14 protein-coding genes are annotated in these 14,974 nt (G+C 69.1%); 4 read left to right on the top strand and 10 right to left on the bottom strand.

Annotation, left to right across the window (positions count from 1 at the left end; translation table 11 throughout):
- Positions 1–72: 72 nt before the first annotated feature.
- The 3 genes from DN771_RS09210 to DN771_RS09200 all read left to right on the top strand — a co-directional run bounded on the left by DN771_RS09210 (position 73) and on the right by DN771_RS09200 (position 2,985).
- Entirely contained in the window at positions 73–1,215 is a 1,143-nt protein-coding gene (locus tag DN771_RS09210) for a carboxynorspermidine decarboxylase (RefSeq protein WP_205528499.1), read from the top strand.
- A 67-nt stretch (positions 1,216–1,282) separates the two neighbouring features.
- The gene (locus DN771_RS09205; RefSeq protein ID WP_116997076.1) at positions 1,283–2,623 is read left to right on the top strand and encodes a saccharopine dehydrogenase family protein; all 1,341 of its coding nucleotides are present in this window, start codon (positions 1,283–1,285) and stop codon (positions 2,621–2,623) included.
- Between the two features lie 65 nt (positions 2,624–2,688).
- Positions 2,689–2,985, top strand: a complete 297-nt coding sequence (locus DN771_RS09200; RefSeq protein ID WP_116997075.1) for a hypothetical protein — start codon at positions 2,689–2,691, stop codon at positions 2,983–2,985.
- An 84-nt stretch (positions 2,986–3,069) separates the two neighbouring features.
- Here DN771_RS09200 and DN771_RS29415 read toward each other — a convergent pair whose 3' ends face one another.
- The 10 genes from DN771_RS29415 to DN771_RS09150 form a co-directional block, all read right to left on the bottom strand.
- Positions 3,070–3,906 carry a hypothetical protein gene (locus tag DN771_RS29415; RefSeq protein WP_162941731.1) on the bottom strand — a complete coding sequence of 279 codons (837 nt, stop codon included), beginning with the start codon at positions 3,904–3,906 and terminating at the stop codon, positions 3,070–3,072.
- Between the two features lie 10 nt (positions 3,907–3,916).
- Positions 3,917–4,987, bottom strand: a complete 1,071-nt coding sequence (locus DN771_RS09190; RefSeq protein WP_116997073.1) for a tellurite resistance/C4-dicarboxylate transporter family protein — start codon at positions 4,985–4,987, stop codon at positions 3,917–3,919.
- Positions 4,984–5,187 (bottom strand): DUF6755 family protein, encoded by a 204-nt coding sequence (locus DN771_RS09185; protein ID WP_116997072.1) that lies wholly within the window; start codon positions 5,185–5,187, stop codon positions 4,984–4,986. The genes DN771_RS09190 and DN771_RS09185 overlap by 4 nt, the downstream gene beginning before the upstream one ends.
- Before the next feature lie 5 nt (positions 5,188–5,192).
- Positions 5,193–5,717: a ubiquinol-cytochrome c reductase iron-sulfur subunit gene (locus tag DN771_RS09180; RefSeq protein WP_116997071.1), complete on the bottom strand. Its 525-nt coding sequence runs from the start codon at positions 5,715–5,717 to the stop codon at positions 5,193–5,195.
- Positions 5,718–5,727: 10 nt separating this feature from the next.
- Positions 5,728–6,366 (bottom strand): 4Fe-4S dicluster domain-containing protein, encoded by a 639-nt coding sequence (locus tag DN771_RS09175; RefSeq protein WP_227462296.1) that lies wholly within the window; start codon positions 6,364–6,366, stop codon positions 5,728–5,730.
- A complete protein-coding gene (locus tag DN771_RS09170; protein ID WP_116997070.1) occupies positions 6,363–8,630 on the bottom strand; it encodes a molybdopterin oxidoreductase family protein in 2,268 nt (755 codons plus the stop codon). Before DN771_RS09170 ends, DN771_RS09175 begins: the two co-directional genes overlap by 4 nt.
- Positions 8,630–9,694: an MFS transporter gene (locus DN771_RS09165; RefSeq protein ID WP_116997069.1), complete on the bottom strand. Its 1,065-nt coding sequence runs from the start codon at positions 9,692–9,694 to the stop codon at positions 8,630–8,632. Before DN771_RS09165 ends, DN771_RS09170 begins: the two co-directional genes overlap by 1 nt.
- A 148-nt stretch (positions 9,695–9,842) precedes the next feature.
- Complete coding sequence (locus DN771_RS09160; RefSeq protein WP_116997068.1) at positions 9,843–10,745, bottom strand: alpha/beta fold hydrolase; 903 nt, start codon at positions 10,743–10,745, stop codon at positions 9,843–9,845.
- 2 nt (positions 10,746–10,747) lie between these two features.
- Positions 10,748–12,874, bottom strand: coding sequence for an alpha/beta fold hydrolase (locus DN771_RS09155; RefSeq protein ID WP_116997067.1), 2,127 nt, complete (start codon positions 12,872–12,874; stop codon positions 10,748–10,750).
- Entirely contained in the window at positions 12,871–13,479 is a 609-nt protein-coding gene (locus DN771_RS09150) for a TetR/AcrR family transcriptional regulator (RefSeq protein ID WP_116997066.1), read from the bottom strand. Before DN771_RS09150 ends, DN771_RS09155 begins: the two co-directional genes overlap by 4 nt.
- 172 nt (positions 13,480–13,651) lie before the next feature.
- On the opposite strand from DN771_RS09150, the gene DN771_RS09145 reads away from it, so the two are divergent.
- The gene (locus DN771_RS09145) at positions 13,652–14,968 is read left to right on the top strand and encodes a selenium-binding protein SBP56-related protein (RefSeq protein WP_116997065.1); all 1,317 of its coding nucleotides are present in this window, start codon (positions 13,652–13,654) and stop codon (positions 14,966–14,968) included.
- Positions 14,969–14,974 lie beyond the last annotated feature (6 nt).

Below are 14,974 nucleotides of genomic sequence, written 5' to 3'. Positions count from 1 at the left end.
CCGTTCGTCGGTCGCGCGCCACCGGGACGACGCCGTGACGACGCAAGGCGCTGATAGCGTCGCACGTTCCTTGTGGTCGAATCCTCCAGTGCTTCCCGGGGCATCCGCACGCCCTACTACCTGATCGACGAGTGTCGACTGGAACGGAACCTCGAGGTGATCGCTCGCGTCCGGGAGGAGTCGGGCGCCCGGTCGGTCCTGGCGCTCAAGTGCTTCTCCACCTGGGGCGTTTTCGACCTGATGAGCCGCTACCTCGACGGAACCACGAGCAGCTCGTACTACGAAGCGCGCCTCGGTCACGAGGAGTTCGGCGGGCCCGGTTCGGGCAAAGAGGTGCACGCCTACAGCGTCGCCTGGGACAGCGACGAGATCGCCGCCGTCAGCGGGATCGCCGACAAGGTCATCTTCAACTCCGTCGCCCAGCTGCGCGCCCACCGCGCCGCTGTCGGTGACGTGCCCGTCGGACTGCGGGTCAACCCTGGGGTCAGCTACTCGCACTTCGACCTCGCCGATCCGGCGCGCCCGCACTCGCGCCTCGGCGTGGTCGACGACGCCGAACTCCGGGAGGTCGCCCCGCTGATCGACGGGGCGATGTTCCACTTCAACTGTGAGAACGACGACTTCGCCGCCCTCGCGGCGGCTGTCGGCGTGATCGCCGACCGGTACGGATGGCTGCTCGACCGGCTCGATTGGGTGAGCCTCGGCGGCGGCATCGCGTTCACCGCCGAGGACTATCCACGCGACCTGTTCGTCGACTTGCTCCGCCGTATCGGCGAGCGCCACGGCGTGCAGATCTACCTCGAGCCCGGAGAAGCGGCGATCACGGCGTGCGCCGAGCTGGTCACGACGGTGCTCGACGTCGTCCACAACGACGCCACCATCGCCGTGGTCGACGCCTCGCTCGAGGCGCACATGCTCGATCACCTCATCTACGGCACCCGCCCGCGAGTGGCCGAGCCGGCGGACGGCGACCACCTCGTGACGATCGCCGGCAGGACGTGCCTGGCGGGCGACGAGTTCGGCGAGCACCGCCTGGCGACCCCACTGCGCGTGGGCGACGAGGTGCGCTTCGCCGACGCCGCCGGGTACACGATGGTCAAGGCGACGTGGTTCAACGGTCTCCGCATGCCGTCGATCGTTGTCAGGCGCCTCGACGGCGCGATCGACGTCGTCCGCCAGTTCACCTACGAGGACTTCAAACGAACGCTGTCGTGACTCCCGTCGCGGCCGCCAACCCCCGGGCCGGCACCGCCGGCCGTCAACCCCTGTGAGGAGGGAATCCGTGAAGCAGAACGTGCTGATCATCGGCGCTGGAGGCGTCGCCCACGTGGCGGCGCACAAGGCGGCGATGCACAACGACGTGCTCGGCGACATCTGCATCGCCTCGCGCACGAAGTCGAAGTGCGACGCCATCATCGACAGCGTCAAGCGAATGGGCCACGTGGCCGACGAGTCGCGCCTGCTTCATGCGCGCCAGCTCGATGCCCTCGACGTGGCGGCGACCGCCGCGCTGATCCGCGAGACGAACTCGCAGATCGTCGTCAACCTCGGTTCGGCGTTCGTCAACATGTCCGTGCTCGACGCCTGTCTCGAGACGGGTGCCGCCTACATCGACACGGCGATCCACGAGGATCCCGACGAGGTGTGCGAGGACCCGCCGTGGTACGAGAACTACGAGTGGCCCAAGCGCGAGCGGTGCGCCGAGGCCGGCGTCACGGCCATCCTCGGCGCCGGCTTCGACCCCGGTGTGGTGAACGCCTATGCCGCGCTGGCGCAGAAGAAGTACTTCGACACGATCGACACGATCGACATCCTCGACGTCAACGCCGGGCGTCACGGTCGGTACTTCGCCACCAACTTCGATCCCGAGATCAACTTCCGCGAGTTCGTCAAGGTGTGGACATGGATCGACCGGCAGTGGCAGGAGTTTCCGACGCACACGGTCAAGCGCACGTTCGACTTCCCGGTGGTCGGCGAGCAGCCCGTGTACCTGAACGGCCACGACGAGTTGCACTCGCTGTTCAAGAACATCGACGCCCGCAGTATCCGCTTCTGGATGGGGTTCGGCGACCACTACATCAACGTCTTCACCGTCCTGCGCACGCTCGGGCTGCTCAATCACGAGCCGGTCCCCCTGCCGGGCGGCGGCGAGGGCGTTCCATTGCAGATGGTCAAGGCGGTGCTTCCCGACCCGCAGAGCCTGGCGCCGAACTACACCGGCAAGACGTGCATCGGCGACATCGTCGCCGGCACCAAGGACGGTGAGCGGCGCGAGCTGTTCATCTATCAGGTCTCGGACCACGCCGCCGCGTACGCCGAGGTCGAGTCGCAGGGCATCAGCTACACGGCCGGCGTACCGCCGGTGGCCGCCGCCCTGCTGATCGCCGACGGCACGTGGGATGCCAAGACGATGGTCAACGTCGAGGAGCTCGACCCCGAGCCGTTCATCGCTCTGCTCGACGAGATCGGTCTGCCGACCGAGTTCCTCGAGATCGAGCCGGACTCGGAGCGCTCGTTCCGAGGCGAGGTGCGCAGCCTCGCCGAGGAGATCGCCGACTCGACGGCGACGGTCACCGTGTCGGCTGCCGACCCGATGATCGCCGTCGCTCCCAAGCCGGGCTGACCCGCCCGCGATGAGCGATGAGGCCGTCCTGCGGCCTCATCGCTCATCGCGCATAGGGTCGAGGCATGCATGTCGTGGTCGGCACCGACGGTGTCACGCTGGAGAGTCCGCACGAGTTCGATCGGTTCGACGTGGTTCGGCGTGATGGGGCCGACGTGGGCGCGGTGCTGGCAACGCACGGCTGGGGCAGGCCCGCAGCGACGGGAGACGTGATGATCAGCGTCGCGCGGCTCCGGGCCGCCGGCCCGGCCGACGGCACCTGGCGCAGCGGGCTCGACGGCATGGTCGCCTACGCCGCCTCCAAGGGCTGGCTCGACGCCGAGGGCTCGCACATCCAGGCCCACGTCGTCGACGAGGACTGAGTCGGTCGCCGGCCTCCCCGGGACGGAAGCAGACGGCGCCTCGACCCGACGTGACTTCCGGCCGCCGGCGGCGGCGCTGGTCGGTCAGAGCCCCTCGACCACCAGGGCGGCGAGGGCGTTGGCGGCGTCGCGCGTCGCGGCTTCGCCGTCGAGTCCTTGGATCGTCACGTCGATCGTCAGGTCGCCGACGGCGACGAGGGTCCCGCCGAGGTCTTCCTCGTCGTCGTAGAACCACAGCGCCTGGTCGCCGAGATCGTCGACCTCGACGCCGGGGCCGACGGCCTCCTCGGAGATCTCGGCCTTGTCGTCGAACCGGCTGCCGCTCTGCAGACCGATCGTGATGCCGACGCCGTCGTTGTCGGCGGGGGAGAAGGTGCACACGCTGCGGACCTCGTTGCCGTCCGCCGTCGCGCCGGTCAGCGTCAGCCCGGTGGCTTCCGACGCCGCGTCGTCTCCCACGAAGTCGCAGACGTCGGCGACCGCAGTCGTGCCAGTGTCGGTCGTGTCGGTGTCGGTCGTGTCGGTGTCGGTCGTGTCGGTGTCGGTCGTGTCGGTGTCGGTCGTGTCGGTGTCGGTCGTGTCGGCGTCTGTCGTGTCGGTCTCGGTCATCTCTTCGGTGTTGCTCGGGTCGTCGGTGGCCGGCGCCGCCGTCTCCGGCCCGGCGGTTGTCTCGGGCTCGGTGGTCGTGTCCGGCGCGGTCGATCCCGGCCCGCTGGTCGTCGCGGGCTCGCTGGTCGCCTCGGGCTCGGTGGTCGTTGCCGGCTCGGCGGGTGCGTCCGTGACGGAGATGGTGGTGGCGACCGCCGCGACCTCGGTGGTCGCTGGGCCCGACTCCTGATTGGAGTCGTCGCCGCAGGCGGCGGCACCGACTGCGAGTCCGGCGGTGAGCAACAAGATGGAGGCGGAACGGCGAGAACGCATCCGGGGGAAGCTACCGACTCCGGCGATCAACCGATGGGGCATTCCCGCCACGCCCGAGGAGGTGGCGGAGCATTCCCGTGAACGTCACGGCCCAGGCCAGCAGGGCGACGGCCAGCACCAGCTTCGGCAGCCAGTCGAGGTCGGTGAGATCGACGGCGGCGAGCATGCGGAACGTGGCCGCGCCGTACATGCCGAGCGGGAACACCATCGCCCAGAAGCTCGGGTGGTACCGCAGCGGCACGCGACGCACGATGTGACGCCACACGCCGATGGCGATCATCAGCGGGAACCAGAACGTCGACGTGACCCATGCGGTGACGGCGCCCGCCTCGAGCACCGCCGACAGGCGGTCGAGGCGTTCGACACCCTGCTGCGCGGCGAGCAGGAGGTTGGAGCCGGCGAGGGTGGTGATGGCAACGGCGCCGGCCGCGATCCACGCCGGCGGGTCGGCCTCGGCGGGGTCGAGCGGCTGGAACGTCCAGCGCAGGAACACCATCGTCATCACGATCACGTACAGCACCCCGCCGAGGACGAACGCCGCGAGGGCGACGAAGGCGAGCACGTCACTCCCCGAGCGCGCGAGGAGCAACCCGGCGACGACGGCGATCGACTCGGTCGACACCGTGAGCAGGAACCACGTGCCGTTGATGCCGGTCTCCAGGCCGGGCTTCGATCGCCCGATGACCACGGCGATGAGCGTGGGGTAGAGGAGACCCGCCCACAGCCCGAGGCTCGCCCACCACAGGCCCCACGCCAGTCCCCACCACTGGTGGACGACGATCGACGCCGCCGCCACGACGTTGGTGGCGGCGACGGCGGTGAGGAACGAGAACCCCTTGGCGTGGTCGGTGAGGTCGGCGACGAAGCGATCCCAGTGACGGGCGAGCCGCAGCACGTGGAGCACCACCAGCGCCATGAAGGCACCGACGGCGATCACGTAGAGGATCTCGGCCAGCCAGTCGATGTCCTGCTGCGACGCGGCGACCGCGACGATGCCCGTGGACATCACCAGGGCGAAGTAGCCGGGGAAGAGCGTGGCGATCGGCGATGGTCGGTCCGCCGGGGGCGGGTCGATCGTCACGGGCGGAGGTGGCGGAGGAAGGCCGCGGCTCCGCCGAACAGCACCACCGACACCGCTGCGGTGGCCCAGGCCAGGCCCTCGTCGTCGTCGAGGAACGCCTCGGCGGCGACGGTGACGAGGAACACCTGCATCGCCATCAGCACGATCACGTAGACGACGACGGCCGACGACGATCGGTGTCTGCTCGGCGACGTTCGCATGACCGCTAGTCCTCGTCGCTTCGGCCGAGGGCCCAGATCATCCCGTCGTCGCGCACCTCGACGTCGATGCGTCCGAGAGGTCGGGTGGGTGGGCCGGAGATGACGGCGCCGTCGAGCGCCTCGAAGTTGCCCTCGTGACAGGGGCAGTGCCAGCGCTCGGCATCGGCCTCGTAGTACACGACACACCCGAGATGCGTGCACTTCTGGCTGAAGGCCACCACCGTCTCGTCGTCGACGCGCAACAGCACGGCCGGGTCGGCGTCGGAGGGGTAGCGGAACAGGTGGGTGTCACCGACCGCGACGTCGGCGAGCGCCACGATCGACCGGGGATCACCGGTGTTGATGCTGCGCAGCTGTGTCCACGCGGCCAGGCCGACGTTGCCGACGGCCAGGGCGCCGGTGCCGAGCACGAGATACCGGGCGAACTCCCGGCGCGTGACCTCTTCCTCGCCCGCTGTCTCATACGGGAAGTCGCGCCGCCAGACCGGCTTCCCCATCGTCGGCGGGTCGATCCTCACTTCTTCGGTCATCACACACCGCTCACGTCTCGTCCCCCGACGCCTCGAGACCGAACGGGTCGTCGAGCCACGACGACCGGGCCGGGCCCATCACGTCGACGGGTCCCGCATCGAGGTCGTCGACGACCGTGAACACCTTGGTCCGCACCTCTTGCCGGCCGAATCGGAAGTTGCGCAGGAGCGAACCGGTGCGCTGGTCCTCGAACTCCTCGAGGGTGCCGTACCACAGCGCCTCGCTCGGGCACACCGACGCGCACATCGGCTTCAGCCCCTCGGACGTGCGGTCGGTGCACATGTCGCACTTCATCATCTGGTCGACGCGCGCGTAGTACTTGGGCACACCGAACGGACAGGCCAGCACGCAGTTGGAGCAGCCGATGCAGCGGGGTTTGAGTGCCGACTGCACCACGCCGTCCTCGTTCTGTTTGATCGCGTCGGCCGGGCACACCTGGGCACACGTCGGGTCCTCGCAGTGCATGCACACCATCGGTGCGGTCTGCGTGGTCTCGGCGCGATCGATGGTGTCGAGGTGGATGAGCGACCGCCCGCGGTGGGTGCCGCACTCCATGCACGCCTGCACGCACGCTTCGCAGCCGATGCAGCGGCTCTGGTCGATGACGAACATCGGCCGATCGTCGATGCCGTACCTCGCGATGGTCATTGCCGATCCTCCCGTCGTCCACTCGTTCTGATCGCCGCGCCGGCGTCGCTGATCTCGAGGTCGCGTTCGTCGACGGTGGCGGCCTGGCCACCCGCCGGCCTGATGTTCACGGCAGCCACCTTGAACTCGGGCATCGACGACGTGGGGTCGACCACTCGGTTGGTCAGCTGGTTGGCGGCGCGGTCGCCGCCCCAGTGGTAGGGGATGAAGACGGTGTCGGGGCGGATCGTGGCGACCACGCGCGCCGGCAGGGTGATCGATCCGCGCCGCGATGACACGGTGACGAGGTCGCCGTCGGCGATGCCGAGACCGTCGGCGAGCCGCGGGTGCATCTCGCAGAGGGGTTCGGGGTACTGGGCGACCAGCGCGGCGATGCGGCGCGTCTGGGTGCCCGAGAGGTACTGGCTGACCACGCGCCCGGTCGTCAGCCAGATCGGGTACTCGTCGTCGACCTCCTCGGCCGGGGGCCGGTAGGGGACGGCGTTGAACCGGGCGCGCCCGTCGGGAAAGGCGAACCGGCCGCCCTCGTACAGCCTCGGGGTGCCCGGATGGCCGTCGCCGGTGACCGGCCAGAACAGCCCCTGCTCGGCCTCGACGCGCTCCCACGTGGCGCCGCTGTAGTCGGCGGTGCCGCCGGCCGAGGCGACGCGGAGCTCCTCGAAGATGTCGCGGGTGCCGGCGTAGTCGAAGTACTTGCCGCGACCGAGGCGGCGGGCGATGTCGAGAAGGATCTCCCAGTCGCGCCGAGCGTCGCCGGGCGGAGTGACGGCGGCGTTGATCTTGATGATCCGGCCCTCGCCGCTCGTCGAGGTGCCTTCGTCCTCCTCGTGCAGTGAGCCGGCCAACACGATGTCGGCGTACGCGGCCGTCTCCGAGAGGAAGAAGTCGATGGTCGACATGAACTCGAGCTTGCTCAGCGCTTCACGGGTGAACGCGGTGTCGGGCGAGGACACGACCGGGTTGAAGCAGATGGTGAGGAGTCCCTTGATCCGGCCCTCGTGGATCGCCTCGATGATCGCCAGCGCGGGGACGCCCTTGCCGGGGATCTCGTCGACATCGCACCCCCAGACCGACGCGATGTAGGCGCGGTGCTCGGGGTTGGTGATGTCTCGGTTGCCGGGCAGCTGGTCGCACTTGTGGCCGTGCTCGCGCCCGCCTTGACCGTTGCCCTGTCCGGTGATCGTCGACACGCCACAGCCGGGCTTGCCGAACTTGCCGGTGGCGAGACCGAGGTTGATGGCGGCGAGTACGTTCTCGGTGCCCTTGCTCTGCTGTTCGATGCCGCGCGCGTGCAGGAGCATTCCGGTTGCTGCCGTGCCCCACCACTCGGCCGCCTGTTCGATGCGGGCCGCGGGAACGCCGGTGATGCCCGAGGCCCAGGCCGGGGTCATGTCGGCGACAGCCGCCGCGGCCTCGTCGAAACCGTTGGTGTGCTGCTCGATGAACTCGTGGTCGAGCCAGTCGTGACGGATCAGCTGGTGCAGCACGGCGCCGAACAGGGCCGAGTCGGTGCCCGGCCGGACGGGCAGGTAGAGATCGGCGGTGCGGGCATGCGGGACGACTCGCGGGTCCTGCACGATCTGACGGGCACCGCGATCGCGGGCCCGCCAGATGTAGCTCGTGGTGATGGGGAACGTCTCGGCGATGTTGGTGCCGGCGGTCCAGAGCACGTCGGCGAGGGGGATGTCGCTCCACGGGTTGGGGTTGCGGTCGATGCCGAGTGCCTTCTTGTTGCCGGCGCCGGCGGACACCATGCAGTAGCGGCCGTTGTAGTCGAGGTTGGCGGTGCCGAGGGCGAGGCGGGCGAACTTGCCGATGAGGTAGCTCTTCTCGTTGGTCAGCGAGACGCCCGACAGCATGGCGAACGAGTCGGGCCCGTAGCGGTCCTGGATGCGACGGATCTCGCCGACGACGGTGTCGAGGGCCTCGTCCCAGCCGATCGGGCGGAAGCCGCCGGGCGCCGACTCGTCGCGCCGCATCGGCGTGAGGAGCCGGTCGGGATGGCTGCCCTGGAGGTAGCGCTTGACGCCCTTGGGGCAGAGCTTGCCCTCGTTGAACGGGAAGTCGTAGCGAGGCTCGAACCCGGTCACCTCGTCGTCGCGCACCTTGAGCCTGATGCCGCACTGTTGACCGCAGAAGCAGCAGTGGGTGTCGACGATGCGGTCGTACTCGCCCTCGGACTCCCAGCCGCCCGGCGGTGCCTGGTTGAGGTGCGGTCCGTAGCGCGCGACGAGCTCAGCCTCGGTCACCGGGAGTCGCGCCATCAGCCGAACCCGCTCACCCGAGCCGATTGAGCCAGCGCGACCTGAGCCCGCCGGCAGCGCGGGCACGTGTCCTGAAAGCTGCCGCTGCCGGAACCTCCGGCCTGGCCGTCCGCCCCGTAGTCGAAGCCGAGTTGGGCGAGCACCACCTGGAGATCGGCGACGTGCTGCACCCCGGCGAACTCCCTGCCGCATCGGCGGCACACGGCCTGGGCACCCTCCTCGTTGGCCTGCTTGTAGTAGGCCACGCCGACGTTTGCCGGGCGCTGGAAGATGTGGAAGAACTTGCCGAACGGCAGGTACATCAGCCCGAGGATCACCGTGAGGGCGTGGATCGTGCTCAGCGCGGCGTAGAACCGGCCGTCGAGCCAGAGGCTGGACACGGTGAGGAACAGCCCGGTGACCGAGACGGCGAAGAGCCCGACCAGAGCGAGGAAGTCGCCGCTGCGCTCGGTGGCGAGCGCCCCGGGCTCACGAAGACGCCGATGGAGGAAGATGAAGACGCCAGCGAGCACGAGGACGGCGGCGACGTCGAGGGCGTGGTACATGAACCACCCGATCACGGATTCGGCGTCGAACTCGATCGTGCCCACGCGGGACAGGAACACCTGGTAGCGGTCCCCGCGCTGGCCCACGCTCTCGAAGTGCAGGAGGCCGAGCGTCAGCGGGAACGTCACTGCGGCGGCGAGGATGCACCCCCAGAACACCAGCTGATGGGCCGCCCATCGCGACCGCGAGCGATGACGGATGAAGGTCTGGCCGACGAGCTTCGATGCGACGAGCCTCGGCGCCGCTGCGACGTTGCGACCGAGACGCCGGCGGAACGCCTCCCATCCGCGGCGGTTGAGCATCGCCGTCGGCGGCCGGCGGACCCACACCCGGTAGCGGTAGATCACGCCGAACACCATGAAGATGACGCCGTACAGGTAGCCGATCAGGGCGGCGTCGAACCAGACCAGCCGGTCCGAGCCGACGAACGTGACGGCCATGGTGATGACCACGCCCACGAGCCCCCACGCGACCGCACGTCGATCGAGCCCAGTGCCCCCCGGCAGGTCGGCGCCCATCACCCCAAGCTAGTGGTCTGTCGCCGGATTGTTAAGGGTGTCTCGCTTGCTGGATCCGCCGCTGGCTGCGTTGCTCGTCCTCGAAGGACTGGGTGTAATCCTTCGTCCTCGCGTCTTGCCAGCGACGAGCCCAGCGGCGCGATCCACCTCACCAACTCGACGACAGACCATTAGTACGGCTCGCAAGCCGGCGCAGGAAGCCGTCGATCTCGAGGTTGACGCGGACCGGGTCGCGCGCGTGGGGCAGGTGCCCGGAGCCTTCGAACACGACGAGATCACCACCGGTCAGTTCGGCGACGCGGCGGCTGCGCTCTGGGTCCTGACACATGTCGCGGTCGCCGTTGATCACCAGGACCGGGCACCGGACCTGGCGGCACAGCTCCACCGCCGCCTCCTCCGGAGCGCGACGCGTCGGCGCCCCGCACTCCTCGCCGGCGAGCATCACATCGGCGGTCGTGGAGCAGGCCCAGGCGACCGCGTCCTCGTGCTGTTTCGTGGAGTGCGGCTCCGGCAGCATCTGGTCGAAGAAGAAGCGGGCGTAGCCCGGCCAGTCGCGCGCCCACGAGTGGCGGTTCTCCTTGTGCCACCCGTCCTCGTCGGCGAGCACGTCGTCGAACGTCGACCATCCGTGGTGCTCCTGCATCGGGGCGAGCAGCATCCCGGGGTTGATGGCGACGACGCCGCACACGCGGTCGGGCCGTCCGGCGGCGAGCTGGAGCGAGAGTCCCGCGCCGGTGCAGACCCCGATGGCCACCGCCTGCCCGACGCCGGCGGCGTCGAGCACGGCGAGCGCGAAGGCGAGCACCTCGCTCTCAGCGTAGGCAGCTGGATCGAGGCTGCGACTGCTGCGGCCGTTGCCCACCGGGTCGAACGCCACCACGAGATTCCGCCGGGAGAACCACGGCAGCTGCGCCTTCCACATGTGCGAGTGGACGATCGTGTCGGCGCCCATGAACAACAGTGCCGGATCTCCGATCCCGAACCGTTCCCACCACACCTCGACGTCGCCGCGCCTGACGAATCCGGATGCATCCGGCGCCCGCGCCCGCACGATCAGGCCACCAGTTCGGCGATCGACGCCGCGGCACGCGCTGCGCCCGAGGTGTCGACGGGCAGGTAGTCGACCTCCCGACCGATCTCGTCGGCGATCACCTTGGCCAGCCCGTCGGGGTCGGACGCCTCGTCGTAGTCGCAACGCCGCCCGGCTCCGTAGCGCTGAAGCCGGTGGTGCACGTGGAAGTTCTGCTCGAAGTGGTGGCGAAGCGGCACGTAGACGAACGGTCGTTGGTGCGCCGTCAGCTCCATGCACGTGGTCAGTCCGCCCTGCACGACGGCGAGGTCGCAAGCGGCGAGGTGCCGATGGAGGTTCGGCACGTACGAGCGGTACGACACTCCCTTGCGCCGCGGCAACGAGGCCGGGTCGATGCGCGGGCCGCACACGATCACGAATCGCACGTCGTCGACGAGTCGCCGTGTCGCCGGAATGGCGTCGATCACGCGGCGCAGGAGATCGCCACCCACTCCCGAGCCGCCAACGGTGACGATGCAGACGCGCTCGTCCGATCGGTAGCCGAGCTCGTCACGCAGAGCGTCACGATCGCCAACCCGCATCTGCTCGAACCCGGTGATGTAACCGGCGAACTCGAAGTTTGCCTCGGTCCACTCGCGGATGGCCGGTAAGCCGGGGCCGAACGTGTCGGGCACGATGTCGTCGGGGTCGCCGACGAAGATCGAGCGATCGCGCAGGCGTCGGTACCGCGCGCGCTGCTCGATCATCTCGGCGTTGTAGTCAGCGGTGAGGAACGACTCCCGCTCACCGCCGTCGGGCATGGGGAGCCAGCCGACGAAGTCGGTCATCCAGGCGAACTCGAAGTGCTTCAGTTCGGGGTTCTCGTGGAGGAAGTGGTCGACGTCCCACGCCTCGTCGCCGATCACGACGTCGTAGTGCCCCTCGGTCACCACGTCGTTGAAGACCATGAAGTTGTTGACGAGGATCTCGTCCATGTTGCGGATCGCCTGGAAGACGTGAAGGTCGTGCTCGTCCGCCCCGTCCGCCTCGCACTGCATGTGCTCCGATTCGTTGGCGAGCCACGCCGACGCCGGATGAACGTGCTCGCCCCGGTCGACGAGCACGCTGGTGACGGGATGCTGAGCGAGCCAGTCGATCTGCAGGTCGGGCTGGAGACGCCGCAACTCGTTGGCGATCGCGACGTCGCGCAGCACGTGCCCCAGACCGATCGACGACGAGAGGTAGAGCGCCCGACGCGGGCGCTGGGCGGCGCGCACCCATGTGCGGTGCGCGGGTCGCCTGGTCGCCGGTTCGATCGATGTGGCGAAGTCCTTGATCAGTCGGTTGACAACGACGGGATCGCGGTGCATCGGCCCGTGTCCGCCACCGGCGATGGTGACGAGGCGGCCGCCCGTCAGCTCGGCCATCCGGTGCCCGATGGTGAGCGGCACCATGCGGTCGGCGTCGCCGTGCACGACGAGGACAGGGCAGCGCACGAGCGAGCACCGGGGCGCCACCGGCCGTCCGGCAGCCAGTCCGGTCGTGGCGGCGATCAGCGTCTCGGGCTCGACGTCGAGGCCCCAGCCGACGAAGTCCTCGATCGCCTTCGTCGAGTGCGGCTCGGGGTACATCTGGGCGGCGAAGAACTCGAGGAAGTCGAGGTACTCGGCTGGACCGCGCCGCCAGTACCAGAGGTTGTCCTTCGCCCAGCCGTCGCTGCGCTCGAGCGCTTCGTCGAATGGAACGTCGCGCTCGGCGTGACCGGGGGCGAGCGCCAGGCCGGGACCGATCGCCACCAGTCCGGACACCCGAGGTGGGTGCTCGGCGGCGAGGGCCACGCCGTACGCGGCTCCGAGTGACAAGCCGACGGCGACTGCCCGGTCGACGCCGGCTGCATCGAGCACGGCGACCGCGTCGAGCGCGAAGTCGTCGCAGGTGTACGCCGCCGGATCGGCCGGCCGGCCGGAACGACCGCAACCGCGGCCGTCGAACGTGACGACGCGCAGGTGCCGAGCGAGGTAGCCCACCTGGGCCTTCCAGAACTCGGAGTGGATGATCGACCAGGTCGGCAGCAGCAGGATCGTCGACGGCCCGTCGCCGTAGCGGTCCCAGTGGATGCGCACGCCGTCCCGATCGACGACGCCGGACTCGTCGGCGGAACGGGCCTTCACGCTCGGTCCTCGAGGGCGCGGATCATCTGGCCGACGCGGCGCAGCGCGGCGCGAACCGGCATCTGCTGCCGGTCGAAGCCGAGCAGCATCTCGGCCTCGCCGCCGATGAAGGCGATGCCGATGAGGGTCGCGACCTCGCGAGGTGTGAACGGGCCGAGCCCACCGAGCCGCTCGGCCGCTTCCGAGGCAACGTCGGTGAGCAGGTCGAACCACCCTTGCTGCATCCCGCGCACCTTCTCGGCGATCGCCGGCGTGGACCACCCGGCGGCGATCATCTCCTGGAGCACGCGCACGTAGCCCGAGTCGAGGTCGTCCTCGAGGAAGTCGCACGCCTGCTCGTAGCGCTTCCACAGCGGTTCAGCCGCCGAGTACATCGCCGACTGACGGTCGAGTCGCCGACGGTCCTCGGCCGCGAGCACCGCGAGCATCAGCCCGCCCTTGGAGCCGAAGTGGTAGTGCACCTGTGACAGCGGGACGCCGGCTTCGCTCGCCACCTTGCGCGTGGACGTGGCCGCGTAGCCCTCGGCGAGCAGACAGCGACGCGCCGCGTCGAGGATCACCGCGGCCGTGTCCGGGTGCCGAGCCTCGGCTACGCACGTCTCCATTCTGCCGCCTCCGATTCGATCGTTCGACCGACCCGAGTCTGGTCGCGCTCGATCGGCCCGTCAAGCACCAAATAAGCGCTTGACGGATCGAGCGGACCGGTGCAATCTCGTTGAATCGGTCGATCGACCGAGAGGTCGTGCGGTGGGGCCGCAACGAAGGAGGAGTCACACGATGATCATCACTCGATCCACCATCCGCCTGGCGCTGGCAGCGGTCGCCCTGGCCCCGGCTGCGCTCGCAGCAGCGACGCAGCGTGCGGCGGCGCACGGCGAGCCCGTACACGAGCGCTTTCTCTACGTCAGCACGATCGCCCAGAGCGAGAACGATCCCGACTTCGTCGCCGTGATCGGCGCCGACCCACAACACCCCGACTTCGGCCAGATCGTCAACCGGGTCGACATGCCGAACGTCGGCGACGAGCTCCACCACTTCGGCTACTCGGCCGATCAGAGCCGGCTCATCGTGCCCGGGCTCTTCTCGAACCGGATCCACGTCTTCGACATCGGCAGCGACGGATCGACGATGACGCTCGGCGCCGTCAACGAGGATCTCGTCGCCGACAGCGGTTACGCCGTTCCCCACGGCGTCATGGCCATGCACGGCAGGGTGTTGGCCCCGATGATCGGTGCCGCCAACGACACCACCCAACCCGGCGGCATCGTCGAGATCGACGACCGTACGGGCGACTTCGTCGGCTACTTCGGCCCCGGACCGGAGCGGCAGGCGGGCACTGCCGGTCCGACCTTCATGTACGACTTCGCGATGTCGCCCGACGCCGAGGTGGCGATCAGCACGACGTTCGGGTCACCGGCGCTCTGCGCCGCCGGCATCGAGCCCACATGCCTCGGTGACGAGGTGGCGGTCTGGGACGTGCAGAGCGAGACCGTCGTCCAGACCGCCAGCCTGGGCGTCAACAGTGGTGCCCTCGAAGTGCGCTTCCTGCCAGGGGAAGGGGTGCGGCGGGCGTTCATCAACACGCCCGGCACCAGCACCGTCTGGTACGCCCACGACGACGACGCAGACGGAGACTTCGAGTTCCAGGAGGTGCTCGGAACCGACGACGGCTTGGAGCTACCGGTCGACCTGCTCGTGTCCTACGACGGCATGTCGCTGTACGTGTCGAACTGGTTCGGCAACACCGTGCAGCGGTTCGACATCAGCGACCCGCTCCAGCCGCAGCTCCGCTCGACCGTGGCCGTGCCGCATCCCAACATGCTGCGCCTGAGCCCGGACGATAGCCGCCTGTACGTCTCGAACTCGTTGCTGACGCCGTGGGACAACGACCCCGACTTCGGTGAGCCGCGCAACAGCGATTACGGGATCTGGCTGTTCGAGGCGGCGACGTCGGGGGAGCTCACGGCATCGGACCCCGACGGGAGCGCATGGGTGAGCTTCACCGATGTCGAGCGGGCCACCACCAGGGGTCCCGCCGGCCCCCACATGATGCTGTTCGACCCGAGCATCGAGCTCGGTCCCGGTGAGCACTGAACTCAC

Origin of the sequence: Desertimonas flava (assembly GCF_003426815.1) — a bacterium.
GTDB classification, from domain to species: domain Bacteria; phylum Actinomycetota; class Acidimicrobiia; order Acidimicrobiales; family Ilumatobacteraceae; genus Desertimonas; species Desertimonas flava.
The sequence above is the reverse complement of the archived record's forward strand: the minus strand, read 5'-3'. Positions and strand labels throughout refer to the sequence as shown.

What these genes read in the sequence shown, in the direction of transcription:
- DN771_RS09200 (WP_116997075.1), top strand. Translation starts at nt 2,689, where the DNA reads ATGCATGTCGTGGTCGGCACCGACGGTGTCACGCTGGAGAGTCCGCAC.
- DN771_RS29415 (WP_162941731.1), bottom strand. Translation starts at nt 3,906, where the DNA reads ATGCGTTCTCGCCGTTCCGCCTCCATCTTGTTGCTCACCGCCGGACTC.
- DN771_RS09185 (WP_116997072.1), bottom strand. Translation starts at nt 5,187, where the DNA reads ATGCGAACGTCGCCGAGCAGACACCGATCGTCGTCGGCCGTCGTCGTC.
- DN771_RS09180 (WP_116997071.1), bottom strand. Translation starts at nt 5,717, where the DNA reads ATGACCGAAGAAGTGAGGATCGACCCGCCGACGATGGGGAAGCCGGTC.
- DN771_RS09175 (WP_227462296.1), bottom strand. Translation starts at nt 6,366, where the DNA reads ATGACCATCGCGAGGTACGGCATCGACGATCGGCCGATGTTCGTCATC.
- DN771_RS09170 (WP_116997070.1), bottom strand. Translation starts at nt 8,630, where the DNA reads ATGGCGCGACTCCCGGTGACCGAGGCTGAGCTCGTCGCGCGCTACGGA.
- DN771_RS09165 (WP_116997069.1), bottom strand. Translation starts at nt 9,694, where the DNA reads ATGGGCGCCGACCTGCCGGGGGGCACTGGGCTCGATCGACGTGCGGTC.
- DN771_RS09150 (WP_116997066.1), bottom strand. Translation starts at nt 13,479, where the DNA reads ATGGAGACGTGCGTAGCCGAGGCTCGGCACCCGGACACGGCCGCGGTG.
- DN771_RS09145 (WP_116997065.1), top strand. Translation starts at nt 13,652, where the DNA reads ATGATCATCACTCGATCCACCATCCGCCTGGCGCTGGCAGCGGTCGCC.